Consider the following 25,212-nt stretch of genomic DNA (forward strand, 5'->3'; position numbering starts at 1 on the left):
CGCCCTTGGCGCACGCCTGATCGGGCCTGCGGCCCTAAATCACCTCAAGGCTAAGTCCCGAAGAATGGAACGCAGGGCGGAGCGCCTCGCAGATTTCGCATTCTGTCATTTGTCTGCGTGCGGCACTCTCGCATGCCGAGCTAGCTGGCCGCTTGGTCACGGCGGCGCCGATTCCGCCAGAAGAGGCTGAGAGTGAGAGTGCCGGCCGGGTTTTGCCGTGACGGGTTACAGGCTGCGAGAGAGGCTCGCGGCGCCCGTCGCGGAGATCCTTCCCCGCAATGAGCTGCGACAACGGGCCTCCTTATGCTATATCAGCGGTTTACCATTTTATTGACTGCGCTGGCGGCGCTTACGCTGCTGGTGGATTCGGCGCTTGCCGACGATTTGCAGATCGTCGGCGATCCGGACACTCTCGGCTTTTCGGCGAAACGGCTGGCGCGCATCACGTCTTGGTTTGAGACGCACACTAAAACGGGTGATCCCTCCGGTTTTGTCGTTGGGATCGCCCGAGGCGGAAAACTGGCCTACTTGCAGCCCACCGGTTTTGAGGATCACGACAAGAAAATTCCGATGCGGCCGGATTCGATCTTTCGCATCGGATCGATGTCCAAGCAGATCACCAGCGTCGCCACCATGATGCTGGTCGATGAAGGCAAGCTCGACCTCGATGCTCCCGTGGCGCAGTATCTGCCGGGGCTAAAGGATATGCAGGTCGTCAAGAAGGATCCGGCCACAGGGGATCCGATCCTCCTGGATCTTGCGCAGAAGGTTTTTGAACCGGCGAGGCGCGCGATGACCATCCGGGACCTTCTGCGCAATACTTCCGGTCTGGTTTGTGGCATGGGGGACTACGCCGACCCCGGATTTGGCAATGCGGCGGTACACCTGCTTTACGGCGCGCGGGCGCTGTTCCGGCGCGACAAGCCGATCGCTTCGTTCGTGGCCAGCCTCGGCACACTCCCGCTGCTGCACCAGCCGGGTGAAGTCTGGGAATATTCGATCGGTTACGATGTGCTCGGGCGCGTTATCGAAGTCGTCTCGGGCCAGCCGTTCGACCAGTTCCTGCAAAACCGCCTGTTCGCGCCGCTTGGGATGGTTGACACCGGCTTCCATGTGCCGGAGGAAAAACTCGCCCGTCTCGTCGCCGTGCCGGGCGCGCAGCCGCCACCTCTTTCAGATGGCGACGTCGCGACGCCGCAAACGTTCTTTTCAGGCGGCGGGGGTATCGTTTCGACGGTCCCCGACTTCCTGCGCTTCTGCCAGATGCTGCTCAACGGCGGCGAGCTTGACGGTGCGCGCATTCTGAAACCGGAAACGGCCCGGCTGATGATGACAAATTCGCTGCCGCCCGACATCCACCTCGCTGGCCATGAAGCGGGTCCGGCTTATGGGACCGGGTGGGGGCTTGCGGACGCGTTCGGGCTTGCCAAGAAGGCGGCGGCGTAATGTCTTTCGGCGGTGGCGAGAAAGCACCCTCGCGTCGCTCGGCTCTGACCGGACTTGCGGCGAGTTGTGTTGCTGCGTCGGTCAAGTGGAGTTGGGCCGCCGAGAGCGGCGGTGGCCCGGTTTTTTCCGCTGCTGGTCCGGATGCAGAGCTTTACGGTGCCACCGAGAACTATCCGGTGAAGGATCGCTGGCGCGTTTACCAGCCCGGCAATCCGGCTTCGCCAAAATACCGCGTCGGGGCATTCAGTCATTACGACGAGATTTTTCCAACGCGCTTGGTCAGTCGCGCAGCCACGGCCTGGCCGTTCAAGCGAACGCAGGCGGATGTCAGCTACCAGTACAAGGGAAGCCGCTCTTCGCTTGCGGATTATCTGTCGCGCAATCCAGTGACGGGTCTGCTGATCGCCAAGGATGACCGGATCCTAGTCGAGCAGTATCAATACGGCCGTACCGATCGCGACCGGCTGATATCGCAGTCGATGGCAAAATCGATCACCGGCATGCTGGTCGGTATCGCGATCTCGGAAGGCGCGATCAAATCTATCGACGATACCGCGGAAACGTATGTGCCTGGCTTGAAATGCACCGAATATGGCGCGACGCCGCTCCGCGCGCTGCTCCACATGTCGTCGGGCGTGGAGTGCGGCGAGCAGGCCGACGAAGGCAAAGGCAGCGGCCGCGACCTCGATCGCTTGTGGGGCGACATGGTGCGCAAGCACTGGTTTTCCAACAAGGGCACCGTTGCCAACATCGCGCAATTCAATCGGCGGATCGCGCCGCCGGGTACGCAATTCCGCTACGCCAGCATCGAAACGGATGTGCTTGGTCTGGTGCTGCGTTACGCAACGGGCAAATCACTCTCCGACTATCTCCAGGAAAAGGTGTGGCAGCCGATCGGCACGGAAGCCGATGCCAAATGGCTGATCGACGCGGAAGGCTATGAAGTGGCGCACGGCTTCTTCAACGCCGTGTTGCGCGACTATGCCCGGCTCGCCCGCCTGCTCGCCCACGACGGAGCATGGGACGGCAAACAGATCATCCCGGCGCAATGGATGGTCGATGCAACCACGGTGCGCGCTTCCGACGGCTATCTGGCAAGGCCGAGGGAGGGTTCGGCTACGGCTATCAGTTCTACCTGTTTCCCGGAAGCAGACGGCAATTCGCAATGTTGGGCCATCTCGGGCAGCGTATCCTTGTTGATCCGCCCTCGAAGCTGGTCATGGTGCAAACCGCCGTCGATGAAAAGTCCCCCGAAATCTGGCGACTATGGTCGGGCGTGGTCGCGCAGTTCGGGCAGGCTTGATCGGGTGCTTATTCCGTCTTCTCGGAAAACGTCGCGCGGAAGGGATGCGCCGGCCGACGGAGGTCCCGCCGCGAGGACCGGCGTGATGGCGGGAGACCTCATCACTTCCATCGACGACGCATCGATCGATGGCCTGACCCTGGAAGCTGTACTTGGCCGGATTTCAGGCCCGGTCAACGCCACGATCAAGTTCAAAATCACCCGGCAGGGGCAGCACGATCCGCTTGTTGTTGCCTTTGCCCGGGAGGCGGTCCCCTTTCGCAGCATCCAGCTTCGGATCCGTGTCGCGGACGGCAAGCTCGTCGTTACAGCAATAGGCGGCTGGTCGATCCTTGATTCCGACAAGGGCCAGCCGACATCGGTGGCGGTTCGCTCAAAGGATGAATTCCAGGTCGAGAGTGGCGATCACACGCGGATCGCCTTCGTCAGAGACGCAGCCGGCAAAGTCAACGGCGCGGTTCTCAATCCGGGACCATGGGAGCAACGCGGCGTACTCGCACAATAAGGCACACTGACAGCTGATGAAATTGGCGGGAGCTTGCGTTGCTCGAACATCAGGTGTCCGGCGGCCCGAGATGGTGGCGGTCTCGACTTCCGCTCAGGGTCACAAGCGGCGATCGAGGACAGCGCCAGCCGTGTCCGGTCTACCTCAGACGGCCGACATCGCAGCGTCAGGTGTAGTCTTCAGCTTCGGGCCGAGGTCCAGGCAATCAGGTTGACGAGGAAGTCGGCGGCGACGCGAGCGGGGCCTCGATGTTTCGTCTTTGCTCGCCTCGTGTTAGACTTTGCCTGCCCGATCAGGGAGAACAGCCATGACCGCCGAGTTCGATGAAGACCGCTTCAATATGGCTATCCGTAAATTTCTGAAGCATGTCGGAGTTACATCGCAGCGTGAAATTGAGAACCTAGTGCGTAGCGGGGAGGTGAAGGGTGACAAGCTCAAACTGCGAATGACCCTGTCCGCTGAGGGGACGCCGCTGAAACATGTGGTCGAGGAAACAGTCGAGCTCTGACGATTGTCCCGGCTGTGGGAAGTCATGGCCTTGATCCTCACGAAGGCTATCATTGCGGTCGCCGGCCTAGCGATCCTTGTTGCGACTTTCCTTGTCTATGGGCGTAAGGGGCTGAAACAAGCGATCATTTCGAGTTCCTCGTCGCCGCAGTAATTCTGATGGCGACGCTCCGAGACGTCGGCTCCTAGCCAAGCCGGCCGAACGTCGCCTTCGGGTCAACAACGGTCCTGACTGCCCCGAAACGAGACTTCTGCTCTACCCCGATCAACGGACATCGTCAGACCGCCCTGGCATGTCTCAAAGGGGCCATGTGCGGACCTTAGGTCGTCACCCCGACCTATTTCATCAGTTCGAAGCGTGGAATTTTGTACGCTCCATCCAATACGGCCTTCTCAGGACCATAGGTCCGCAGGCCCATGAAAAGATCAATTCCAGGGATGGTTTCAATCCAGTTCGATTCCAGACCCTTGGGAGCGGCGGGACCGATATAAATGTCTGTGGACCCGTCGGGGTTCTTCACCAGCTTGTCGAGGGATGAAAGCTGGCGGCCTTTCTTGCTGTTGGCGATGAAGGTGCGGGTGCGGCCGTCATAGGCGAACACGGACCAGAAATTCCGGGCAGGAAAGCCGTTCGGCATCCGGAGCCGGTAATTCTTGGTCGAGTCTATTGGACGGCCCTCCGCGTCGACGAACGCGGCGTTGTACATGGTTCCGCTTCCGAGAACGGCGGGCATGACATAGGCCCAGTAATCAATCGCTGCGCGCCGTTGATAGTCGATCGTCCCATCCGCATTTTCGTAGACGTAGAGGCGGCCTTTCGCGATATCCTCCTTGTGCAGGTTGAAACGGGTCCAGCCGGGTTGCCCCTCAGCAGGGACCAATGCAACGCCGTTCGATATCTGGATCAGGTATGCTTGCGCATCCTTCGCCGCGCGTTCGAGGATCTGCACGGTGTGAGCATCGGGCTTGAAGGGCTTGCCTTTCTCGATGCCGACATATGCGGCCATCCCAAACATGGTCTTGTCGTAGTCATTCGCAGACTCTTCCTGCACGAGCATGTCGACCAGGTTGAAGTATCCAGCATCGAATACCGGAGCGGCGCGATACACGGTGCCCGACATATCGAGGAAGGTCGTCTTGTCCGGGCTTGTCGCCTGCGCCAAGGGATAGACCTTCATCGTGTATGCGTATTCCACGGCGGCATCCCAGCCGGCCGTCGAGATCGAGCGGATGAGGAAATTCTGCAGGTAGGTGCGGCTCCGCATGGTCTTGTATCCGGCGGGCACATCTCCCTTGTAGTCGGGTGGCAACAGAAGATATTTGGCGCCCTTTCCCTCGTCCCAGCCATCCTTACCAACATCAATCCCGTCAAGCGGGCGCTGCCAAGCGTCACAGATCGTTCCGTATAGATGGGACTCGCTGGTAGCAGCGGGGATTTCGACCACGATGGGCCCATCCTTCAAATCGAAGGCGCCTTGCAGATACGGAGTCTGGGTCTGCAGAGCGACCAGGTGGATATCCGAGTTCAGCGGCTTGGTGTTGATCGCCACATCATTCGGCTTGCCGTGCAAATCTCGCTTCACTGCTTCCCGGGCGGCAAAGCTGTCCGCCGCGGGCATGGCCCACAAGGCAACCTCGAACGCGCGGCGGTAAAGAAGTTGATCGGCGGAGTCTTGACGGTTTGGCGGCTGCGGGTTTTGCGCCGACGCCTGCGGGGCGATGGTGGCCGCCGTGCACAGCGTCATCACGACGGCGGCGGAGTGCAACGTATTCAAGATGGTGCTTTTCATGTTGTTGCTCCCACTCATTCGCCGTAGGTCGAATCCTCAGTGCGCTTACTTCGTCAGACCTTCTCGAAATCCGGCAACCTCCACGACTTGTCGAAGAACGCTTCGGTCGGGCCATAGAAGCGGAACCACACCCACCAACCACGTCCCGGCAGTGTCTTGATCCAGTTGCTTTCCTTGCCTGAGGGCGCCGTCGGTCCGAAGTACAGATCGATCGAACCCTCGGCATTGGTCGCGAGCTTGTCGTAGGTGGACTTGGCTGCCACGTCGGTGTCGATTTGGACCATCGACCTCGTCTCGAAGTCGTACACCGTCACCGACCAGAACTCCTTCACCGGCATGTTGGCGGGGACGCGCAGCCGATATTGATTGGAGCCGTTCAGCCAATCACCCTTACTGTCACGTGCGGAGCGCAAATATTGCGAACCCTCACCGAGGTGCTTCTCCTTCATGGCAGGCGATGCCATTGTCGCCTGAAAATAGTAATTGATCCGCGCCTCAAGGTCGCTCCAGTACCTGTCTCGCAAGCCGGGGTTCAGCATGAGCACGAACTCCCATTGCGTGCCGGGGTAATAGACGACGTCCTTGAGACGCGGGGCCATGCTGATTGCTTGGTCGATCGCCCAAGCGACGTCACTGGCCTCAGTGAGGATTTGCCTCATCCGTGGATCGGGGTCGAAGGGTTTGCTAGGTTCAATGCCGAGCGGTTTGAGCAAGGCCAGCAGGAAAGCGCCATCTTCGCTCTCGCTCACATAGTTGGCGACCTCTGCGACGCGCTCCCAATACTTGAAGCCTTCTGGTGCAATTGAGTTCCAGTCCTTGCCCGAGGTCAGCACGACGGTCGTTTTCGGCGGGTCATTTCGCTCTGACAGCGGGTAGATGCGCGTGGTCTCCAAGCTCTCTGCTGCTCCTGCAACATCGCCATTACGGACGATACCACGGGCAAAATACGCGGCCAGTGACGTCGGCGAAGTGACCCTGTAGTAGCCCTCGGGGACCGCTTCGTTGAAACCGACGGGAAGAACAAGAAACTTACCGCCTTTGCCCTTATCCTCACCAATCGCGCCGACGCCAGCGATGGTCTGCTGCCACAAATCAAAAAAGGCGCCATACGAACCGGGCGCAACCTCCACGACCATGGGACCGTTTTTCCTGAGATCAAGGAAGCCCATCGCGTAGATTGTCGTGCTGTTGCCGGTCAGGGCGATACCATGCGTGGTCGAGGAAATGTTGAAGGAGATACCAGTCCCCCTCGCGCCCGCCGACCTGCTGCAACCCCGTGTTCAACTCGTTCATTGCGACGAGTGGGTCCACGTACTGGTAGGCCAGCACAGCGCGTTGGAAGTCGAGCTCGTCGTACAGCTTCTTGACCGTCTCGGCAGTCGGAAATCCCGCTTCATACCGCAGGTCGCCAATTCGCGTTCTCTTGATGTCGGCCGGTCGTTCGCTCGCTGAGGCAACTCCGGTGACGCCTACGCTTGCGCTGGCCAGACCTCCCGCCATCAGAAGACCCGCAGGAAGGAGCGAAAGGGTATCGCGACGTGTGGGCATGGGTGACCTCCCTATATGCGGCTAGGGCAGTTCGAGAGAATATAATCCGAGGTTGTATCCGGCGCTATGTGTTTCCGGCAGAGCGCTCAACGCACGCGCCAACGACGGCGAAAGGTCCGCTGAGGGTCAAAATGCGAAGAACTTAACGTGAGCAAATCCAGTCCGCTATGCCCCATTGAACGGACTTCAACGAGTCGTGCCGCCACTTCGCCGAAGGGCCGGCCAGAAAGCGACATCGTAAAATGAGAGAGGCCGCAAACTGAGGCTAACAGTGTGACATTGGAGCCGCCAACTGAGTCGGCCTTAATTCATCTTGCGACGTAGCTTCCGGATGATCTCCCGCAGGTCGTTGGCGTACTCTTCAATGATCCGCCGCGCCTCCTCCAACCGGGAGGGCTTGGGCTCCTTTGCCTCGCTCTGTTCCTCGGGCTTCGTCATGCCACAAGGTCCCGGAGGGCAGGGAATGGTTCATTGAGCTAGATCAAATCAGGCCACTACTCGGAGACGGCACCGAACTTAGGATAGACGGTTCGCTCCGGCTTACATCGCCGAACACCGGCACTGCCACGCACGCCATTACCGTTGCCGTGCTAGGGTCGTCACCACGACGGGGGCTTGTTCACTGCGGCTTCCAGCTTTTCGCCTGGTTCGACTAAGGGCTAGATATGAACAGCACCCGGCTGTGGGTACTGTCCACGCGCAATTCGCGTTGTGCTTCCGCCGCCCCACGCGTCTTGGTCACCGGCGTTTGGCCAGTGTCCCCGAGTCTACTCCCGCTCTTATGCTCGCTTGGTTTGGTCGGCGGCGAAGCGGGCGTCGATGGCATCGAGAACCCGGATGGTTTCGACCATGGCGGCGCGCTCGCGGACACATTCTACGTCCTGCGCGGTCGCTTCCTGCGCGACGGCAACAATGGAAAGCACGAGCTGCAACAAGGTCCTCATGATCGTGCTCCAATCGGTCCACGATTCGCGTCGAACTGCTGGTTCACGAAATCCGCTCAAGATCTGACTTGAGCGCGACCAAGAAGCGTGCGGCTTCGCCGCCCGTCACGACGCGATGGTCGAAGGTGAGCGACAACGGCAGGGTGCGCCTCACCGCAGGCTGGCCCCGATGCGCGACCACCCGTTGGGAGATCCGGCCAGCGCCTACGATTGCCGTTTGCGGCGGCACGATGATCAGATTCGCAAACCGCCCCCCGATCATCCCGAAATTCGACAGCGTAATCGTGGCGCCGCGTAGCTCCTCCGGGGGTATCGAGCGCGCGATCGCGTCAGCCCGCAGGCGGTCGAGTCCTGCCCGCAAATCCGGTACGCTCCGCTCAGCGACGTTGCGCAACACGGGAACGATGAGGCCGCCCTCGGTGTCGACGGCGATGCCGAGATCAACGCGCTCGATCAGACGCCGTTCGCCGGACGCGGAATTATACCAGGCATTGAGCGCGGGCTCAGCCTTGCAGGCGGCGGCGATGGCCCGCGCCAGCCGGATCGTCACGTCCTCGCCTTGCCGCCAATCGTCAATGTCGGCGTCATCGGTGACAGTGGCGGGGGCGATTTCGGCATGAGATGCCGCCATGCGTTGCGCCATCGCGCGCCGCATACCGCGCAGGGGCTCGGCTGGACCGCTGTGGGACATGCTCTTGGCAGCCCGTTCGACATCGGCCCGCGTGATGGTGCCGCCGGATCCTGTGCCATCGACGAGGTCAAGGGCAACGCCGAGTTTGCTCGCGAGCGCGCGCACTGCCGGAAACACCCTGAGCTCCTGCCCGGTGGGGCGCGCAGAAGGGATTCCTACCGCCTGCGCAGCTTCGCCGCCGCCGAGTTCGCCGACAACGGTGCCGGTGTCCGGTTCGGCGCCCTCGGCAAATTCGACGAGCGGCATGCCGACCTTCACGATATCGCCCTTGGTGCCAAACAGGTGCGCGACGCGTCCGTTCGACGGCGACGGTATCTCAACGACCGCCTTGTCGGTCTCGACGGATAGGAGCAGCTGATCGGTGACGACGTGATCGCCTTCGCTGACATACCAACTGACGATCTCCGCCTCTTCAAGACCTTCCCCAAGATCCGGCAACGTGAGCTGGCGCATGGGACAAAGTCCGTTGGAATCTAGCTGAACTGGCAAACCTTGCGGGCGGCGGTCACGATACGTTCGACCGAAGGCATGTAGTGTTGCTCGAGGCGTGCCATTGGGACGACCGTATCGTAGCCGGTGACGCGGGTCACGGGCGCAAGCAGAAAGGACAGGCCGCGCTCCGCGATAAGTGCTGCGATCTCGGCTCCGAATCCCCCGGTGCGTGCCGCCTCGTGCACGATGACGCAACGCCCGGTCTTTGCGACCGAACCAAGCAGGGTATCTTCATCATAGGGCTTGAGCGTGGCGAGATCGATGACCTCGGCGGCGATGCCCTCGGCCGAGAGTGCATCGGCAGCCGCCATGGTTTCCCTCAGCGTGGCGCCCCAACTGATCAGCGTGATGTCGCGCCCCTCCCGCAGGACAAAGGCGAGATCCAGCGGCAAGGCTTCGCCATTGTCTTCCACCTCGCCTTTCGCCGCGCGGTAAAGGCGGGTTGGCTCCAGAAACACCACTGGATCGGGATTCCGGATCGCTGCGAGCAGAAGTCCGTAGGCACGTTCCGGCGAGGAAGGCATCACGACGCGCAAGCCAGGAATATGGGCGAGCATCGCCTCCGTGCTTTCCGAATGATGCTCGGGCGCGCGAATGCCGGCCCCATGCGGAGTGCGCAGGACCATGGGACAGGTGAGCCGTCCCTGGGTGCGATTGCGCATGCGGGATGCGTGGTTCACGAGTTGGTCGAAGCAGGGATAAAGAAATCCCATGAACTGGATCTCGCCGATTGGTTTTAGCCCCTGCACCGCCATGCCGACGCAGAGCCCGCTGATGAGGAGTTCGGCAAGCGGCGTATCGAGGACGCGCTCCGATCCAAAGCGCTTTTGCAAGCCCACGGTCGCGCGGAAAACGCCTCCATCGACGCCGACATCTTCGCCAAGAACGAGCACACCCGGATCATCCTCCATCGCGCGGGCAAGCGCCAGATTGACGGCTTCGACCAAGGTTACCTCAGGCATCGTTCTCTCCCGCGAGTTCCCGGCGTTGCACGGCATAGGCCTCGGGCAGATCGGCATACAGGTGATCGAAGATGGTTTCGGGTCGACGCGGCTCAATTGTCAGATAGCGTTCGACCGCCGCTTCGATGCGCTCATAGCACTCGGCGGCAAGCTGCTCCTCGTCCGCTTTGGTCCACATTTTTTGGCCAACAAGATGGGTCCTCAAGCGCGCTATCGGTTCTTCCTTCCAATGAGCTCGTACTTCGTCGGCCGAGCGATAGCGTGATGCATCATCGGAAGTTGTATGATCGCCGAGCCGATAGGTGACCGCCTCGATGAAGCGGGGGCCTTTGCCGTCGCGGGCTGCGGTAATGGCCTCCTCAGCCGCGGCACGCACCGCCACCGCGTCACACCCATCGATCTGCTCGCCAGCGAACCCGGCGGCGATGGCCTTCTGCGCCAGCGTTTCGCAACCAGTCTGCAGTCGCAACGGCACCGAAATAGCCCACTGGTTGTTGGTGGCGACGAACACGACCGGCAATTTGTGCACACCGGCAAAATTCATCGCTTCGTAAACATCGCCTTTCGAGGTGGCGCCGTCGCCGAACATACAAACGGCGACACGCGGTTCCCTCCGCAGCTTGAACGCATAGGCGACGCCTGCAGCATGCGGTGCCTGTGATCCGACGGGAATGCAGAACGGGAAATCGTGGACCGGTCCGGAGAAGCGATTGCCCCGTTCGTCCCCGCCCCAAAACAGCAATATCTCCTCCAGTTTGACGCCACGCCAGATAAGCGCGCCATTGTCGCGATAGGAGGGCAACAGCACGTCTTCTTCCCGCATTGCACTGGCGATGCCGACCGACACCGCCTCCTGCCCGAGCGAAACCGCATAGGTCCCGAGCCGGCCGGTACGCTGCAATGCGACAGCCTTTCTGTCAAAAAGCCGCAGGAGCACCATGGCCCGATAAAGCCCGACGAGCAGCTTGGCATCGGTGGCGAACGCAGGGAGCGGCCGGTCTATAGAGCCGTCTGACGCAAGGTAATTGCGGCGGCGCACCTCGAAGTGCGCGATCACCGGGAGCCCTTCGTTTGCCACCCTTTTGCTGGCCACGGTCTCGCTCCGGGAGCGATTTCGCCCCCCCACAGCTCACTTGGTGCTGGTGCCGCGACGTTGCAATACCGTGGCGAGTCGCTTCGGCGCGCAGGGGGCACTGCCGCATTGCGGTTATGGGGCTCCATGCGACATGGAAGCGGCACTGCCACGGTGGTATATCAAACCATGGCGAATGGTCAGGTTGTCCTGGTAACAACTGAACCGCGAGGTGGCGGCACAGCCCTTCGCTCGGTCTATTTCGTGGCCGAGGGAGATCCTGCCAAGGCCGAAGCAATTGTCGCAGCAATCATGGCCCCGAATGAGAGCGTCGAAGCGTTGGGGACGCTTCCCGCAGCCGCTGTCAAAGCGCTCGGATTGAAACCCGGTGACTTCACGCACGGGTGAGCGGCACTTCTCCCGGTACTATCTCTCATACCTACCAACGAGGGTCGCCTCCGCGATGGCGTACTTGCGTGCCTCTCGCTCGACCTCAGGGCAGGACGCATTGGTCTTTGCCGAAAGATGGTCGGTCGAGAGCGCGAGCAGCCGGAAGTGGTAGTGGTGAGGTCCATGGCCATGGGGCGGACACGGGCCGCCATACCCCATTTTGCGAAAATCGTTGACCGCCTGCTTGATGTTCTTGTTCTGCGCGGCACCGACAGCAAGTTCCGTGACTGTTGGCGGAAGATCGTAGGCCGCCCAGTGGTGCCATGTGCCGGCAGGTGCATCGGGATCGTCGCAGAGCAGGACAAAACTCCGCGTTCCCCCCGGCGCGTCCGACCATTGCAAAGGTGGCGAGAGGTTTTCTCCATCGCAGGTGAAGCGCCGTGGAACTGCTGCTCCGTCAGCGAGCGCGCTTGAAACGAGCTTCATGGCTCTCTCCATCGGGCTGCAGGAGACATTGGCTCGGGCTTGACGAGTTCCTCAGAGACGGGCTCGACCTCACTAGATCGGCTGCGCTGAGGATGAGGTTCGCAGACGACATCGCCCGCGAGCGGATCGCGGCGGTATAGCTCGATTTTGCCCAGTGCGGAATCAGTAATGTCTGCTCAAATCGGAAGTTCGTCGGGCATGCCCAAACTCAACCCGGTGTAAAAGGGTATCCTTGGGCAGTGGAGGCAGAGTGACGCCCGAAATGCGCAAAAAACCCGCTGCAGAATAGACTGCTATGCGCCCCATCTTCAATCCGAGCCTTGTCAACGGTCGCTGCGGAGACCCGACGGTCTATGTGGAGACGCTGTTCGAAAAGCACAGTCTGCTGTTCGATGTCGGAGAAATCGCCTCACTGTCAGCGCGGAAGATACAACGCGTCGACCAACTCTTCGTCTCGCATGCGCATATCGACCATTTCGTTGGCTTTGATCATCTGCTCCGTTTGCTCGTGGGACACGAGAAAACAGTACAGCTTTACGGCCCGGCGCGTCTTTCACAAACTTCAGGCCTATCGGTGGAATCTGGTCGAAAACTATCCTTGCGATCTCGTTTTCGCTGTGAGCGAACTCGAAACGCAGAATTCCATGTCTACCACGCGGTTCCGGCTGAGGCGGGCCTTTGCCGCGGAGCCGTTAGTCTCACGCCAAACCCTTGCCGGCGTCCTCTGCGACGAACCGTGTCAGCCGCGATCCTCGAACACGGCACGCCCTGCCTTGCTTTTGCGCTGCGCGAGGCGGCGCATGTGAACATCTGGAAGAACCGATTGTCGGAGCATGGGCTTCCCGTTGGTCCGTGGTTGCGCTCGCTCAAGCAGGCCGTTGTCGAGCGTCGCGCGGACGATCATTTGATCCGTATCGACGGATCGGCGACCTCGGACGATCGTCTTGTCCCGCTTGGCAGCCTGCGTGATCTCTTGACGGTCACTGCCGGCCAGAAAATTGCCTATGTTACCGATGTTGCCGACACGCCGGCCAATCGTGCCGCCATCACAGCGCTCGTTCAGAATGCGGACATTCTCTTCATCGAGGCGGCATTTGCGGAGGCCGACGTCGCATTGGCGAGGAACCGGGCCCATCTTACAACCATGGCTGCAGGAGAAATTGCGCGGCAAGCCAATGTGCGCCGCGTCGAGCCGTTTCACTTCTCTCCGCGCTATGCGGGAGACGAGGTGCGGATGCTGGCCGAGGTGATGACGGCGTTCAGAGGATCTCACGCCTGACGCGAAGACTAGTGTCCAATATCACTTCTAGTGCGGTTTGGATTTGACGTTCGCCATGACTGCTCGCTGAGCCAAGGTAGCGAATGTCAAATCCATCGCACCAGGCGGTAATTGATGGCCGAGGAACGACATCTGACGGCTGGGCATCGGAAATCGGTGCGGCTCTTTCCATGTGGAGATGTCATGTGCGGCCGCGGCATCGACCAGGTGCTGGCGCATCCCTGCAGCTCCGAGATCTACGAACGCCACGTGCGAACGGCGGAGACTTACGTGCTGCTCGCCGAGCAGGCGAACGGGCCCATTTCGCGGCGCAACGGGGCGTCCTACGTTTGGGGCGCCGCACTGGACCAATTGGAGCGCATGCAGCCGGACGCGCGGATCATCAATCTCGAAACGGCTGTGACCCGCAGCAATGACCGGGCGAACAAGGGCATCAATTACCGCGTGAGCCCCGAGAATGCAGAATGTCTCGTGGCTGCCGGGATCGACTGCTGTGTATTGGCCCACAACCATGTGCTCGATTGGGGCCGCGCCGGCCTGCTGGAGACGCTGACCGTTCTGCAGAAACTCAACGTCAAAGCGACGGGCGCAGGACGCAACGATCACGAAGCGCGCGCACCCGCAGTGCTGAACCTTGCCAAAGCAAGGCTTCTGATCTTCTCGTTCGGATCGACATCGAGCGGCATCCCGTTCGGGTGGGCTGCGACGCCCGACGCTCCAGGCGTCAACTTGCTGCCTGACCTATGCGAGGTGAGCGCGTTGCAGGTCGCCAACCAGGTCATGGCACTCAGGAGGCCGGGCAGCTATCCTAGACTCGGAGAACCTCTCTAGAGCCGATACGAGGATCGCCGGCTGGAATGGCGCGGTAGCCGCTCGAAGCGACCAGCCATTCCAAGAGGTACTGCGAGAGCGTATGGTGCTCCGATTACCCGCTGAACCTGGAGGCAGTCATGCAGTTCAGGACAACCGGACTACTGTTGCTCGGCGCGATGGCGCTTCCCGTCTCCGGGACCGCACAAACCGCGCCCGCTCCACCGGCAATTACACGAACCGTGGTCGCTGCAACCAAACTGCCGACCGTCACGGACGTGCCGCTGCATTTCAAAGCGGTGAGCATCACCCTTCAAGCGGACGAGAAGTGCGGCGTCTCGGCGGCCGACGGCATCCTCTACCAGCTATCAGGATCGACCGAGGTCGCGCTCGATGGCGAGGCTAAAACGCTCAACGCCGGCGAGGGGCTATTCATCGCTGGTGGAAAAACCGCGGCGCTGACGGCGGGCGGCGGAGAGCCATCTACTTTCCTCCATTTTTTCCTTGCTCCCGCTGTGGACTTGGGTCGGCCTGTCGAGACGGCACCTGCTGCCGTGACAGAGCTATATCGGACCGCGACTCCAATCCCCGACCTGCAGCCAGGGGGGTATGATCTCAATCTCACGCGAGTTACATTTCCGGCGCAGATGCCCTCCAACCCGCCGCACCATCGCTCAGGAGCGGCTCTGTACTATATTATATCCGGCACCGGAGCGAACACGATCGACGGCAAGACGGAAGCAAGGGGACCAGGTTCCCTGATCTATGAACCGTACGCGCTCGTGCACCGATGGGGAAACCCGGGCAACGAGCCGTTGGTATTTTTGGCCTTCAACATCAATCCGGAAGGTGTGGCAGCCGTGCTTCCGGGCGGACCGGAAAAGAAACAATAGTTGACGGCGGGCCGCCCAAAGCATCCGGACGGCCGTTCGCATGAATTGGCGAATTTGAATCATGGTGGCAACGAACGATCGCACCGTCACCGTGTTCGGCGGAACCGGTTTTCTCGGCTGCCGCATCGTTCGGCATCTGCGCTCTCACGGATTTCCTGTTCGGGCCGCGTCAAGGCATCCGGACCGGGGGCACAGACTGTTTGGTCCCGATGATCCGCAGCTTCAATCAGTGTGGGCCAACGTTCACGACGAGCGGTCAGTCGCGGATGCGCTTGCCGCCGCCTGTGGCGTTGTAAACGCGGTTAGCCTTTACGCCGAGCGCGGACAGGAGACTTTTCATTCCGTTCACGTCGAGGCTGCGCAACGGGTCGCGGCTCAAGCTCGTCGTGCCGGTGTCGATCGGCTCATTCACATTTCAGGAATTGGCGCCGATGCCGGCTCACGATCGCGCTACATCCGAAAGCGCGGCGAGGGTGAACTGGCGGTCCGGTCCGCCTTCGGCGATGCACTTTTCGTCCGCCCGGCAGTAATGTTCGGACCAGACGATGCGTTCCTCACGACCATCCTTGGGCTCCTCCGCCGACTTCCGATCTATCCGATGTTCGGCCGCGGCCTGACCAGATTGCAGCCGGCCCATGTGGAGGATGTTGCGGAGGCAATTGGCCGGGTCATGCGGCAAGCGGAGATGCCTTCAACAATCTTCGAGTTCGGTGGCCCGCGCGTCTACTCTTACGAGGAGTTTCTTGGAGCCGTTGCGCGCCAGGCTGGACTTGTGCCCCGACTGGTTCCAATCCCGTTTGCCGCCTGGAATGCACTTGCGTGGGTCTCCGAAATGTTCCCAAGCCCGCTCCTCACGCGCAATCAAGTGGAACTGATGCAAATCGACACCGTGTCATCGCCGGAGTTGCCTGGATTTGCTGAACTTGGGATTTCGCCGCAGTCGGTCGAGGCGATACTCCAAAAGATGTTGTCGAATTGCGGGTGAAGGAGGCTGCTCGGTTAATCCGTTTCAACGGCTGACGGTTCAGCGCGACATCCGCCCGCACTCAGCCACTGGATGTCCGAGAGGGATCAAATGCGCCGTTTTGAGCCCAGGCCGGCCACTTCCGTTGATCCCTGATGAGCAGATGAGCCGGCATGTCTCCAGCCTGCACAAAGGCGGAAGTGATCCCGACTCGCGGCGTCGCGAAACGGCGATTGTGCAACACATCGAGAATGGCTCTGTTAAGCCGCTTCCTTGCACAAGGGGAGTGGCCGCCGCGCCGGCCCCTCCCCATTTTGGCTGCGCTGGGGACGAGCACGTCCTCGTGTGCCATCGGAGACGGGCAATGACCATAAGAACCTTTTGCACGCTTGCCGCCGCCATCTTTGCCCTGATCGCGCTTCTGCAGTTGATCCGGATTGTGATGGGGTGGTCCGTCACCTTGAATGGCGTCGATGTGCCGTTCTGGGCGAGCTGGATTGCCGTCACCGTGGCGGGCGCGTTGAGCTTCGTCGGCTTCCGCGCCGCCATGCGCAGCTAAAGGCTGGTAGAGCCCGCGCGGGCCGATCTGTCGCCGGCGGCGCCCGCGTTGGGTTGGAGGCGATCCACCGTCTCCCCGCGGAAGCCCTCGACTGGTCCGGCCAGAGGCGCCCTTGAAGCCGCGTCTGGAACGGCGCTCCGAACAGGAATTTCCAGCTATATGATGTTGAAATATCTAAACAATTCTAGGATTCGGTTGCGCAGGATTAGGTTCGCTTCTGACGATATCCATCCTTTGGCAAGATTGCGACGCGGCACGGACCCGGGCGCCGGCGCGAACATCAAGCGCGCCACCACGGTCCGAGGATCATGTGCGACTAGCCGGGCCTGCAGTCCGGCAACAGAGTTCTTCTTGGATGAGAGCACCGTTGCTGCGTTGTCAACATTTCCTGCCTGTGGGATAATTATTGCCAGCTAATGTCAGCGGGAGCTCGTCTCTGCGGTTGACCGGCACATAACCTCCCGCTGAACGATCAAGCAATGGGAGGGAAAGATGTCATCCCGTGCATCTCGTCGCTACGGCCTGTCGCGCCGCGACGTCATCAAGACAGCTGTGGGTGCAGCCGCAGCCGCCGGACCATTCTTCCACGTTTCGCCGGCTCGCGCCGCCAAGACACTGAAGATACTGCAATGGAGTCACTTCGTCCCCGGCTACGACAAGTGGTTCAACAACACCTACACCAAGGAATGGGGCGCCAAGAACGGCACCGAGGTCATCGTCGACAACATCAACCTCGGCCTGATCCCTTCGCGCGCAGCCGCGGAAGTCTCGGCGCAGAAGGGCCATGACCTGGTGATGTTCCTTGCGCCGCCATCGGTCTACGAGGAACAGGTTGTGGACATGAGCGACGTCTATGCCGCATGCGAGAAGCAGCTCGGCAAGCCGATCGATCTGGCGGTCAAGAGTACCTATAATCCGAAGACCCAGAAATACTTCGCTTTCTCCGACAGCTTCGTCCCCGATCCCGTCAACTATCGATCGGATCTCTGGGGCGACATCGGCATGAAGCCAGACACCTGGGATAACGTCCGCGTCGGCGGCAAGAAGATCAAAGACAAGACCGGCATTCCGGTCGGTATCGGCCTCTCCGCCGAACTCGACACCGCGATGGCCATGCGTGCGATCATGTATTCGTTCGGCGCGCACGAGCAGGACGCCGTCGGCACTCTCGCTATCAATTCCAAAGAAACCCTCGAAGCGCTCAAATTCGTCAAAGCTCTGTTCCAGGAGACTGAGACGCCAGAGGTGTTCGCCTGGGATCCATCGTCGAACAACCGGCAGATGCTCGCTGGCAGGTCGTCCCTCGTGCTCAACGCGATTTCGATCACGCGCGCGGGCGAAAACGACAAGATGCCGATCCACGAAAAGATCGCGCTCGCCAAGCCGCCGAAAGGCCCGGTTCGGCAGATCGGTCTCGAGCACGTGATGAACTGCTATGTGACCTGGAAGTTTTCCGAAAACATCGACGGCGCAAAGACTTTCCTGGTCGATTACATCGACAACTTCAAACAGGGCTTCATGGCCAGCGAATTTTACAACTTCCCCTGCTTCTCGAACACTGTCCCCGACCTGACCCAGCTCATCGCCAAGGATTCCAAGGCGGTGCCGCCGGACAAGTACGCGGTGCTTTCGGACGTGCTCGATTGGGCGACCAACGTCGGCTATCCCGGCAACTCCAATGCCGCGATCGACGAGACCTTCAATACCTGGGTGATCAACACGATGTTCGCCGAGGCCGCCGCGGGCGCGGAAACTCCGGAAGACGCTCTCAAGCGCGCCGATGCCAAGATGAAGGCGATCTGGGCGAAGTGGAAAGATCGGAAGATGATCTGATCGTCTCGCCACGCATTGCCGTTGGGGCACGGAATTTCCGTGCCCCTCGGATCATGCCTGGCGCCGAAGCCGTTCCGGTGAACGGCTTCGCGGAGTGAGGCAATCGGGACTGCGCATGGCCATTGTCGAAACACGACGTATCATCAAGCTTTTCGACGAGGTTCGCGCTGTCGACGGCATTGACCTGATCGCCAGGGAAGGAGAGTTCCTGGTCCTGCTTGGTCCTTCGGGCTGCGGAAAGACGACGTTGATGCGCCTGATTGCCGGCCTTGAGCGGCCGACTTCGGGCGATATCGTGATTGACGGAAACATCGTGACCGCCCTACCGCCGCGCGCACGAAACGTCGCTATGGTGTTTCAAAGCTACGCGCTCTATCCGCACCTTACGGTCGAAAAGAACATTTCGTTTCCGCTGCGCGCAGCCGGCATGCCAAGAGAGGCGATCCGCAAGAAGGTCGCCTGGGCAGCGCAGATATTCGGTATTGGGGACTTCCTCGACCGAAAGCCACGTCAGTTGTCAGGCGGAGAGCGCCAGCGCGTCGCGCTTGCGCGGGCGGTGGTGCGTGAACCGGTGGTCTTTCTTCTCGACGAGCCTTTATCGAATCTCGATGCCAAGTTGCGCAACTCCGCGCGGGACGAACTGAAGCAGTTTCAGCGTAGCCTCGGCACCACCACCATCTACGTTACCCACGATCAGGCCGAGGCGATGGGCCTGGGGGACCGCATCGCAGTTCTTAACCAGGGTCGTGTCCACCAGATCGGCACGCCGCACGAGATCTATGGCTTGCCGGCGGACATCTTTGCCGCCACTTTCATTGGTTCGCCGCCGATGAACCTGATCGAGGACGGCGAGATCTGGATCGGATTCCGGCCGGAAGCGTTCCTGCCGAAGGAGGTTGAACCGGACGGCGACAATATCGATTTTCCGTTTCGCATCACCCGCATCGAGTATCTCGGTGCCGATCGCTTGGTCTACGGCCTGATCGATGGCCGAACGCCCGAGGCGCGCTTGATCTCGAAGATCCCGACCAACATTCGCACACATATTGACGCCGGCGGGGTCTACGACTTCACGGTGCGGCGCCAGGACATCGCCCGCTTCGAGCGCACGAGTGGCCGGCGTGTCGACGGAGGCGCGGCATGACGTCAGTGATCACACGGGCAGCCGGCGAGATCCGCGGAAGGGATTGCTTCCTGTCCCGTATTGCCGACAACGATCGCTGGCTGTTGCGGGCCATGCTTGCGCCGGCAATCCTCTACATCGGCCTTCTGGTCGGCTTTCCCTTCTTGCTCTCGCTCTACTACAGCGTGTCGAGCGCAACGGTCGCCAGCCACGACGTTCACTTTGTCGGGCTGGAAAATTTCCTACGCATAATGGACAGCGGCACATTCTGGCTTTCGTTGCAGAATACGATTGTCATCACGGTCGTTTCCCAGTTTATCGTCCTCGTGTGCGCCAACATTCTGGCGACGGCGCTTGTTGTTGATTTCCGAGGCAGATGGTTGGTTCGGCTGTTGATCCTGCTGCCGTGGGTGGCGCCGATCTCGCTCGGCAGCATCGGTTGGCTATGGATCTTCGATTCGATCTACAGCGTCGTCAACTGGACGGCCCGCGCGGCCGGCCTGCTCGGGCCCAACGAATGGCCGATCTGGCTTGGCCAGCCAACTCTGGCAAGGGCATCGATCATCATCGTCAACGTATGGCGCATCCTGCCGCTGGCGACCGTCATCGTCCTCGCCGGGCTATCGTCGATCCCGCAGGATATCCATGACGCGGCGGAGGTTGATGGTGCCGGGTTCTGGCGTCACCATTTCCAGATCACGATGCCGCTGATCGTGCCGATCACCCTGGTGGCGTTGTTGTTCGGCATCATCTTCACGTTCACCGACATGATTGTGGTATTCGTTCTGACGCGCGGCGGTCCCTACGACACCACACAGGTTATCGCCAGCTGGGCCTATTTTACCGGAATTCAGGGGGGGGACCTCGCGGGAGGAGCCGCCATCTCTCTCTTCCTCTTCCCCGTCCTGGCCGGCGTTGCAATCCTGTTCCTGTGGTTAGCGCGGCGCACCGAGGTGACGTGACATGACCCCTGAATTTGCCCGCGCGCGAAATGTTGCCGGCACGGCCGTTCACACCGCCGTCCTCGTGTTCTTCGTGACGTTCCTCGCCTTTCCGTTTTACTGGATGGTGATCACCGCTTTCAAAGCCAACCAGGATTTGTACAACACCGAAAACAATCCTTTCGTCTTCAACAGCCCGCCGACGCTGCGACATCTTTCGGTGCTGTTCGAGGACACCCAATACCTGCAATGGTTATTAAATACCGGCTTCGTCGGAGTGGCCGTCGTGATCATCACGCTCGTGCTCGCGGTCCCGGCAGGCTACGCGCTCGCTCGCATGGCCGGCGCATGGGCGCAAACTCTGGGCGTCACGATATTCCTTACTTATCTGGTACCGCCGACGATCCTGTTCATCCCGTTCTCGCGCATCATCGCGATAGTGGGATTGCAGGATTCGGTGTGGTCGCTCATTCTCGTCTATCCGAGCTTCACCGTGCCGTTCTGTACCTGGCTTCTGATGGGCTTCTTCAAGGCGATCCCGCGCGATCTCGAGGACGCAGCCATGATCGACGGGCTGAGCCGCTTCGGCGCATTCATCAAGGTGGTGATGCCGATTTCGGTGGCCGGGATACTGACGGCGGTCATTTTCGCCTTCACTCTGGTGACGCAGGAATTTGTCTATGGCGTCACGTTTATCACCGCGTCGTCGAGCTATACGGTGAGCGTCGGAGTGCCGACCTTTCTTGTGCGGGGCGACGTCTATTTCTGGGGCTCGATGATGGCAGCCTGCCTGATCGCGAGCGTGCCAATTGCCGTCATCTACAATTTCTTCGTCGCTCGTTTCGTAGCTGGCTTCACCATGGGCGCGATCAAGTAACGCGCGAAACCAAATATGCTCTTCGCCATAGATACCATGTCAGCTCTTGGCAGATCGTGTTGCAAAAGTCCCGGTATGCCGGGCAGTGTTGCGGCTGCTCGCCGGCAGGGCGCGGCGTCGGTCAACGAACGCGTTGTGATCGATGGCAATTGGGTATTCGCCGTAGGCGCCACGCGTGTGCACTGAGAATGCAAAAGCGCGATTTTCGCTTCCAATCTGGTCGGATATGATCTTAGAGAAACCAATGTGCAGAAGCCTGGTCGCGCGAAATTCTTCAATCGGTCCAATCCCATAAAGGATCGAGTGGAGGAACAATAGATCAATGAAATGAAAGACTTGCGCTGGAAATTCTCGATGGCCCCATGATGGATGGGCTCGACCCGAGCGGATTGACGAGCGCATGCGGGCAACTGCGAGACGTTGGTCTCGTTCGACGTGGCGAACGGAGCTGGTTTGTATCTAATGCTGATGTTGGAATGGGTCGGTCTCCGCCCCTACCAGATCCACGTCTCGTTGACGCTCAGTTCTTGGCCGGCCGACATTCCGCGGCCTCAAGTATCTAGTCGCCAACTGACGACCTGAACGTCACAGGTTCAAATCCCGTCCCCGATTCGAATCCTTGACCCAGGCGGAACTTCACCGTGCCGCGTCCACGGGGCATGCTGTCGGCGGGCGTCGAAGCCGACGATTTCGAGCGTTCGCTCAGCCACGCCTATGGCGACGGCGCCGCCGGATGTCTCGCGGGGCGCGCGATCTGGCCGCAGGCGTTCCGCATTTCCTCGATTGCGCCGACATGGAGCATGTGCCGAGACCGCTTGGAGTTACCTAGAATGGCCCTTGTTTGGTTGGAGCGGCCTGCTGGTCGCCATCCTTCCGGCGCTCAAATTGGGCCCGGGGACAGCTAGCTCAAATTGGCCCATGATGGATTGGAGCGATTCATGTGTCCCGCATAAAAGCGTCGGACCGTCAACGCACCGAGTTCCGGAATGATCCTTGTTCAATTTGAACAACCGGCCAGACTACACCTTGCTTTCTGTCGCAAGCCGCCCGTTGAGTTGCTCGTCGGCTACCACCTCTTCCGAGCCAATCCTGCAACGAGGCCCTCTGGGTCATCGATGGGCCCAACGCAGCAAATACGGCATTGCTGATCGCCTGCTGCTGGCTGCGTAGATGATCTTCGAGAAGCTTGTGCCGCGTAATGTAGCCTGCGTTTACACCGGGAATGGCATGGTTCATCAGGAGCTTGGCGTCAACTTCCGAGACACCGGCTGCAGTCGCAATCGTACGGAAGGTTTGGCGGAGGTCGTTACCCCACTTCGATAGCATTTCCCGGTCCTCTTTTGTTTCCGCCAAATGCCCCGAGGTGCTGTCGGCCGGAAACACCCACTCTTGTGCCTGCACAGGATACATTTGCCTGCTGAACCGGATCGCGCGGACGAGGCAAATGATCATCTGACGTGACAACGGGATATCGAAGGCTTTCTTTTTGCCGCCCTTCGGTTTGGGAATGTGCAGCGCCCGCCGCCGAAAATCGATGTGTTCCGGTTTAGCTTCCTGGAGCGCAGTGGGCCGAGAACCGCAAAGGAGAGTAAAGAGGTGGAACTCTCTCCGCACGGGGTTGTCGAGGGCGGCGAGTTGCGCGAACCAGCCCTTCAGGTCGGCGGAGCCCATCCCGGTGTTGCGGCGCTCCTCTTCATTCCAGTCGACCGCATCGGCCGGGTTATCTGACGGCAACGACCTGTTCGTCTTCCGTGCATGATTATAGATGGCCCGCAGAGTTCGCATGCTGCCGTTGGCCATGTACGGCCCATTCTCTCTTGTGATTTCGTCGTGCTTCCTGGCCACCCGAGCCGGGTCTGTTGCGAGCTCATGCAGGGCGGTGTCGAGCCAATCCGCAAAGATTCGCTCGACGTGGTCGCGATAGCCGCTGATGGTCTTTTCACTGCGGCTCTTGCGCATCAGATGTGCCTCGAGATACCGCTGCCAGGCCTGCCTGAGGGTGATCCTTGCGACTGTCCCCCCAATCTCCATCGCCGGAGCGGGATTCGTCCCTTCGGCTTGCTTCTCGTCCTTCGGATGCCGCCCTCGGCTAATCTGAGCCAAATATTCCTTGGCAATGGCGCGCGCAGCTCGGGTTGACATCTCGCTGGCGTTGCCAATGGAAACCCTAATGGATGAAGCCCGCTTGCCGCCCTGCCTAAGGTCGCCTTGGACGGTAAAGGTTCTCCGTCGCTTTCCGACAACTACGAAGAAGCCTTTCAACTCGGTATCACGCGCTAGGTACCAACCTTCCTTCGGAGCAGGTAGCTGAGCGATTGCCTTGTCGGTGAGAGAAATTCGAATATCGGTCATGACGAGAGTCCAGGGCCGCCAAAACGGTTTTCAAACGGTGTTGGCGGATCGAGCTATTTGGAGGTTTGAGTTCGACGGAGCGCGAAACTATGCGAGAAACATCTATAAACAAAGGGCTTCTCGAATACTCATCGTAACGCGGCGTGCAATCGGAAACTGCAGGGAAGGGATGATCTTAAACTCTTAATCAGCGGGTCCCAGGTTCGAGCCCTGGTGCGCCCACCATCCTTAAGAGATTGGCCCGAAGGGGCTTTTTTATTTTCTCCGACAGAACAAGCCGGATTTCGTGCGACGGTTTTGTGAGGGCCGGCGTGGCGAGATTGCTGTTCGGCTTTTCCTTTGTTTCTGTACCTTCACCGATAGAGCGCGCGGATCCTGTGGGCTAGGTCAATTTCATGCTCGTCGTAGAATGGGATGCTGGAGCGAGCAAAGCGGACAATCTGTTATACGCTTCGCCGCAAGAATCGCCTGCTAAAGGCCAGAACCGGATTGATTGGGTCGGGGATTCGATTCCCTCTCCTGCTAGCAAGCCTGCGATCTTGCACTCCCCCTTCGGCATATCAGCACCTACGGCCTTGGAGGGACCCCATGTGTTGCAGTTTTAAGAAATCAATGCTGCGAACAATTCTCACCGGCGCTATATGCCCTCCCAATTCAGCGCCCCCCAATCCGCGCCTGCGTCACTCCACCGCGCCGGTCGTCAGTTTCCCGTCAGCTTCTCTCACTAGCATTCAGAGAAACAAGAAACGGACGTGCTGGGCTCTTGCGCCGCTGGCCTAAACTCTGCCCCGGGAGCGGGCCAGCGGCGGCAACGCAAACGGCATGGAAATCCGGCAGCGAGGAGACTATTCTCCACGCCAAATGACCATGGGGAGGCTCCGATGTCTTGGCGCAACTGCCTATTGGCTTTGCTGCTATGTCAAGGATCGACCGTTCAAGCTGCCTCGATGAACAAGCACGACCCATGGGACCCGCAGCATATTTCCGATTTGCCACCGGAGATCCGGCAATACATCGGTGGGCTTTGCAAGGGACCGGCCGTGGCGCAACATGATTTTGCGACCTATGACCCGCAGGAACATCGCTGGCGGATCAACATCGAATATCTAAATTGCCAAGGGCTCGCCGATGACTACCGCCACGGCAATCAGTGCCTCGATGTCGATTTCGTTGAAGTCGGATCGCACTACCGTCTTGCTCGCAAGACCTACGCAGCCTGTGGTTTCTGAAAAAAGCCCGCCAGAGTAACGTTTTGCCAATCAGTTGAACCGCCCCCACTCTGCAAAGAGTTGGACGACGTCCGCAAGGGGGCAAGACGCGATGTTGAATTGCCGTCAGGTTTGCTTCTGAGTAAGCGCGAATTTCCCTGCACCTTTTGCTTTTGGGTGCTCTGATGCATGAGGTGTCCACCAAAATAGGTGGACACCTTGTGATGGCAGACGATG

The 25,212-nt window shown here is 60.0% G+C and carries 24 protein-coding genes; 13 read left to right on the forward strand and 11 right to left on the reverse strand.

The genetic code is table 11. From position 1 onward, the window contains the following. The first annotated feature begins 303 nt into the window (after nucleotides 1–303). The 3 genes from ABIB95_RS24435 (at nucleotide 304) to ABIB95_RS24445 (ending at nucleotide 3,762) form a co-directional block, all read left to right on the forward strand. On the forward strand, nucleotides 304–1,446 hold the full coding sequence (locus ABIB95_RS24435; protein WP_354242711.1) for a serine hydrolase domain-containing protein: 1,143 nt from the start codon (nucleotides 304–306) through the stop codon (nucleotides 1,444–1,446). Further along, nucleotides 1,446–3,254: a serine hydrolase gene (locus ABIB95_RS24440; protein ID WP_354242714.1), complete on the forward strand. Its 1,809-nt coding sequence runs from the start codon at nucleotides 1,446–1,448 to the stop codon at nucleotides 3,252–3,254. Before ABIB95_RS24435 ends, ABIB95_RS24440 begins: the two co-directional genes overlap by 1 nt. Before the next feature lie 307 nt (nucleotides 3,255–3,561). Continuing rightward, on the forward strand, nucleotides 3,562–3,762 hold the full coding sequence (locus tag ABIB95_RS24445; protein WP_212491321.1) for a DUF6494 family protein: 201 nt from the start codon (nucleotides 3,562–3,564) through the stop codon (nucleotides 3,760–3,762). A 337-nt stretch (nucleotides 3,763–4,099) separates the two neighbouring features. Here ABIB95_RS24445 and ABIB95_RS24450 read toward each other — a convergent pair whose 3' ends face one another. The 9 genes from ABIB95_RS24450 to ABIB95_RS24490 all read right to left on the reverse strand — a co-directional run bounded on the left by ABIB95_RS24450 (nucleotide 4,100) and on the right by ABIB95_RS24490 (nucleotide 12,136). Next, a complete protein-coding gene (locus ABIB95_RS24450) occupies nucleotides 4,100–5,551 on the reverse strand; it encodes a DUF1214 domain-containing protein (protein ID WP_354242717.1) in 1,452 nt (483 codons plus the stop codon). A gap of 53 nt (nucleotides 5,552–5,604) precedes the next feature. Beyond that, the gene (locus ABIB95_RS24455) at nucleotides 5,605–6,720 is read right to left on the reverse strand and encodes a DUF1254 domain-containing protein (protein ID WP_247303137.1); all 1,116 of its coding nucleotides are present in this window, start codon (nucleotides 6,718–6,720) and stop codon (nucleotides 5,605–5,607) included. Beyond that, nucleotides 6,707–7,099 (reverse strand): hypothetical protein, encoded by a 393-nt coding sequence (locus tag ABIB95_RS24460; RefSeq protein WP_247303139.1) that lies wholly within the window; start codon nucleotides 7,097–7,099, stop codon nucleotides 6,707–6,709. Before ABIB95_RS24460 ends, ABIB95_RS24455 begins: the two co-directional genes overlap by 14 nt. 303 nt (nucleotides 7,100–7,402) lie before the next feature. Continuing rightward, a complete protein-coding gene (locus tag ABIB95_RS24465; protein WP_256468602.1) occupies nucleotides 7,403–7,537 on the reverse strand; it encodes a hypothetical protein in 135 nt (44 codons plus the stop codon). Nucleotides 7,538–7,878: 341 nt separating this feature from the next. Next, nucleotides 7,879–8,043 (reverse strand): hypothetical protein, encoded by a 165-nt coding sequence (locus tag ABIB95_RS24470; protein ID WP_247303140.1) that lies wholly within the window; start codon nucleotides 8,041–8,043, stop codon nucleotides 7,879–7,881. 43 nt (nucleotides 8,044–8,086) lie between these two features. Then, complete coding sequence (locus ABIB95_RS24475) at nucleotides 8,087–9,187, reverse strand: dihydrolipoamide acetyltransferase family protein (protein WP_354242720.1); 1,101 nt, start codon at nucleotides 9,185–9,187, stop codon at nucleotides 8,087–8,089. A gap of 20 nt (nucleotides 9,188–9,207) precedes the next feature. Further along, nucleotides 9,208–10,188, reverse strand: a complete 981-nt coding sequence (locus tag ABIB95_RS24480; protein ID WP_247303173.1) for an alpha-ketoacid dehydrogenase subunit beta — start codon at nucleotides 10,186–10,188, stop codon at nucleotides 9,208–9,210. Further along, nucleotides 10,181–11,281, reverse strand: a complete 1,101-nt coding sequence (gene pdhA / locus ABIB95_RS24485; protein ID WP_247303145.1) for a pyruvate dehydrogenase (acetyl-transferring) E1 component subunit alpha — start codon at nucleotides 11,279–11,281, stop codon at nucleotides 10,181–10,183. Before pdhA ends, ABIB95_RS24480 begins: the two co-directional genes overlap by 8 nt. Before the next feature lie 405 nt (nucleotides 11,282–11,686). Further along, entirely contained in the window at nucleotides 11,687–12,136 is a 450-nt protein-coding gene (locus ABIB95_RS24490) for a YbhB/YbcL family Raf kinase inhibitor-like protein (protein WP_247303147.1), read from the reverse strand. Nucleotides 12,137–12,431: 295 nt separating this feature from the next. On the opposite strand from ABIB95_RS24490, the gene ABIB95_RS24495 reads away from it, so the two are divergent. The 9 genes from ABIB95_RS24495 (at nucleotide 12,432) to ABIB95_RS24535 (ending at nucleotide 21,415) form a co-directional block, all read left to right on the forward strand. Next, nucleotides 12,432–13,415 (forward strand): MBL fold metallo-hydrolase, encoded by a 984-nt coding sequence (locus ABIB95_RS24495; RefSeq protein ID WP_354242723.1) that lies wholly within the window; start codon nucleotides 12,432–12,434, stop codon nucleotides 13,413–13,415. 114 nt (nucleotides 13,416–13,529) lie between these two features. Then, nucleotides 13,530–14,246 carry a CapA family protein gene (locus tag ABIB95_RS24500; RefSeq protein WP_247303151.1) on the forward strand — a complete coding sequence of 239 codons (717 nt, stop codon included), beginning with the start codon at nucleotides 13,530–13,532 and terminating at the stop codon, nucleotides 14,244–14,246. Nucleotides 14,247–14,365: 119 nt separating this feature from the next. Beyond that, complete coding sequence (locus ABIB95_RS24505) at nucleotides 14,366–15,118, forward strand: cupin domain-containing protein (RefSeq protein ID WP_354122159.1); 753 nt, start codon at nucleotides 14,366–14,368, stop codon at nucleotides 15,116–15,118. A 61-nt stretch (nucleotides 15,119–15,179) separates the two neighbouring features. Next, the gene (locus tag ABIB95_RS24510; protein WP_354116313.1) at nucleotides 15,180–16,103 is read left to right on the forward strand and encodes a complex I NDUFA9 subunit family protein; all 924 of its coding nucleotides are present in this window, start codon (nucleotides 15,180–15,182) and stop codon (nucleotides 16,101–16,103) included. A 343-nt stretch (nucleotides 16,104–16,446) separates the two neighbouring features. Continuing rightward, a complete protein-coding gene (locus tag ABIB95_RS24515) occupies nucleotides 16,447–16,641 on the forward strand; it encodes a hypothetical protein (protein ID WP_100419724.1) in 195 nt (64 codons plus the stop codon). Between the two features lie 492 nt (nucleotides 16,642–17,133). Further along, nucleotides 17,134–18,474 carry an extracellular solute-binding protein gene (locus ABIB95_RS24520; protein WP_247303157.1) on the forward strand — a complete coding sequence of 447 codons (1,341 nt, stop codon included), beginning with the start codon at nucleotides 17,134–17,136 and terminating at the stop codon, nucleotides 18,472–18,474. A 115-nt stretch (nucleotides 18,475–18,589) separates the two neighbouring features. Further along, nucleotides 18,590–19,618, forward strand: coding sequence for an ABC transporter ATP-binding protein (locus tag ABIB95_RS24525; protein ID WP_247303159.1), 1,029 nt, complete (start codon nucleotides 18,590–18,592; stop codon nucleotides 19,616–19,618). Further along, a complete protein-coding gene (locus tag ABIB95_RS24530) occupies nucleotides 19,615–20,559 on the forward strand; it encodes a carbohydrate ABC transporter permease (RefSeq protein ID WP_247303161.1) in 945 nt (314 codons plus the stop codon). Before ABIB95_RS24525 ends, ABIB95_RS24530 begins: the two co-directional genes overlap by 4 nt. Nucleotides 20,560–20,632: 73 nt before the next feature. Continuing rightward, nucleotides 20,633–21,415, forward strand: a complete 783-nt coding sequence (locus ABIB95_RS24535; protein ID WP_354242730.1) for a carbohydrate ABC transporter permease — start codon at nucleotides 20,633–20,635, stop codon at nucleotides 21,413–21,415. A 966-nt stretch (nucleotides 21,416–22,381) separates the two neighbouring features. Here the strand turns inward: ABIB95_RS24535 and ABIB95_RS24540 are convergent. Beyond that, nucleotides 22,382–23,767, reverse strand: a complete 1,386-nt coding sequence (locus tag ABIB95_RS24540) for a tyrosine-type recombinase/integrase (protein ID WP_354116311.1) — start codon at nucleotides 23,765–23,767, stop codon at nucleotides 22,382–22,384. A gap of 881 nt (nucleotides 23,768–24,648) precedes the next feature. Here ABIB95_RS24540 and ABIB95_RS24545 point away from each other — a divergent pair. Continuing rightward, nucleotides 24,649–24,996 carry a hypothetical protein gene (locus ABIB95_RS24545; RefSeq protein ID WP_354122829.1) on the forward strand — a complete coding sequence of 116 codons (348 nt, stop codon included), beginning with the start codon at nucleotides 24,649–24,651 and terminating at the stop codon, nucleotides 24,994–24,996. Here ABIB95_RS24545 and ABIB95_RS24550 read toward each other — a convergent pair. Continuing rightward, nucleotides 24,975–25,212, reverse strand: a 238-nt coding sequence (locus ABIB95_RS24550; protein ID WP_354242734.1) for a hypothetical protein, incomplete at its 5' end; no start/stop codon positions are given. The genes ABIB95_RS24545 and ABIB95_RS24550 overlap by 22 nt on opposite strands.

The organism is Bradyrhizobium sp. LA2.1 (genome assembly GCF_040547725.1).
In the GTDB taxonomy this organism is placed as follows: Bacteria; Pseudomonadota; Alphaproteobacteria; order Rhizobiales; family Xanthobacteraceae; genus Bradyrhizobium; species Bradyrhizobium barranii.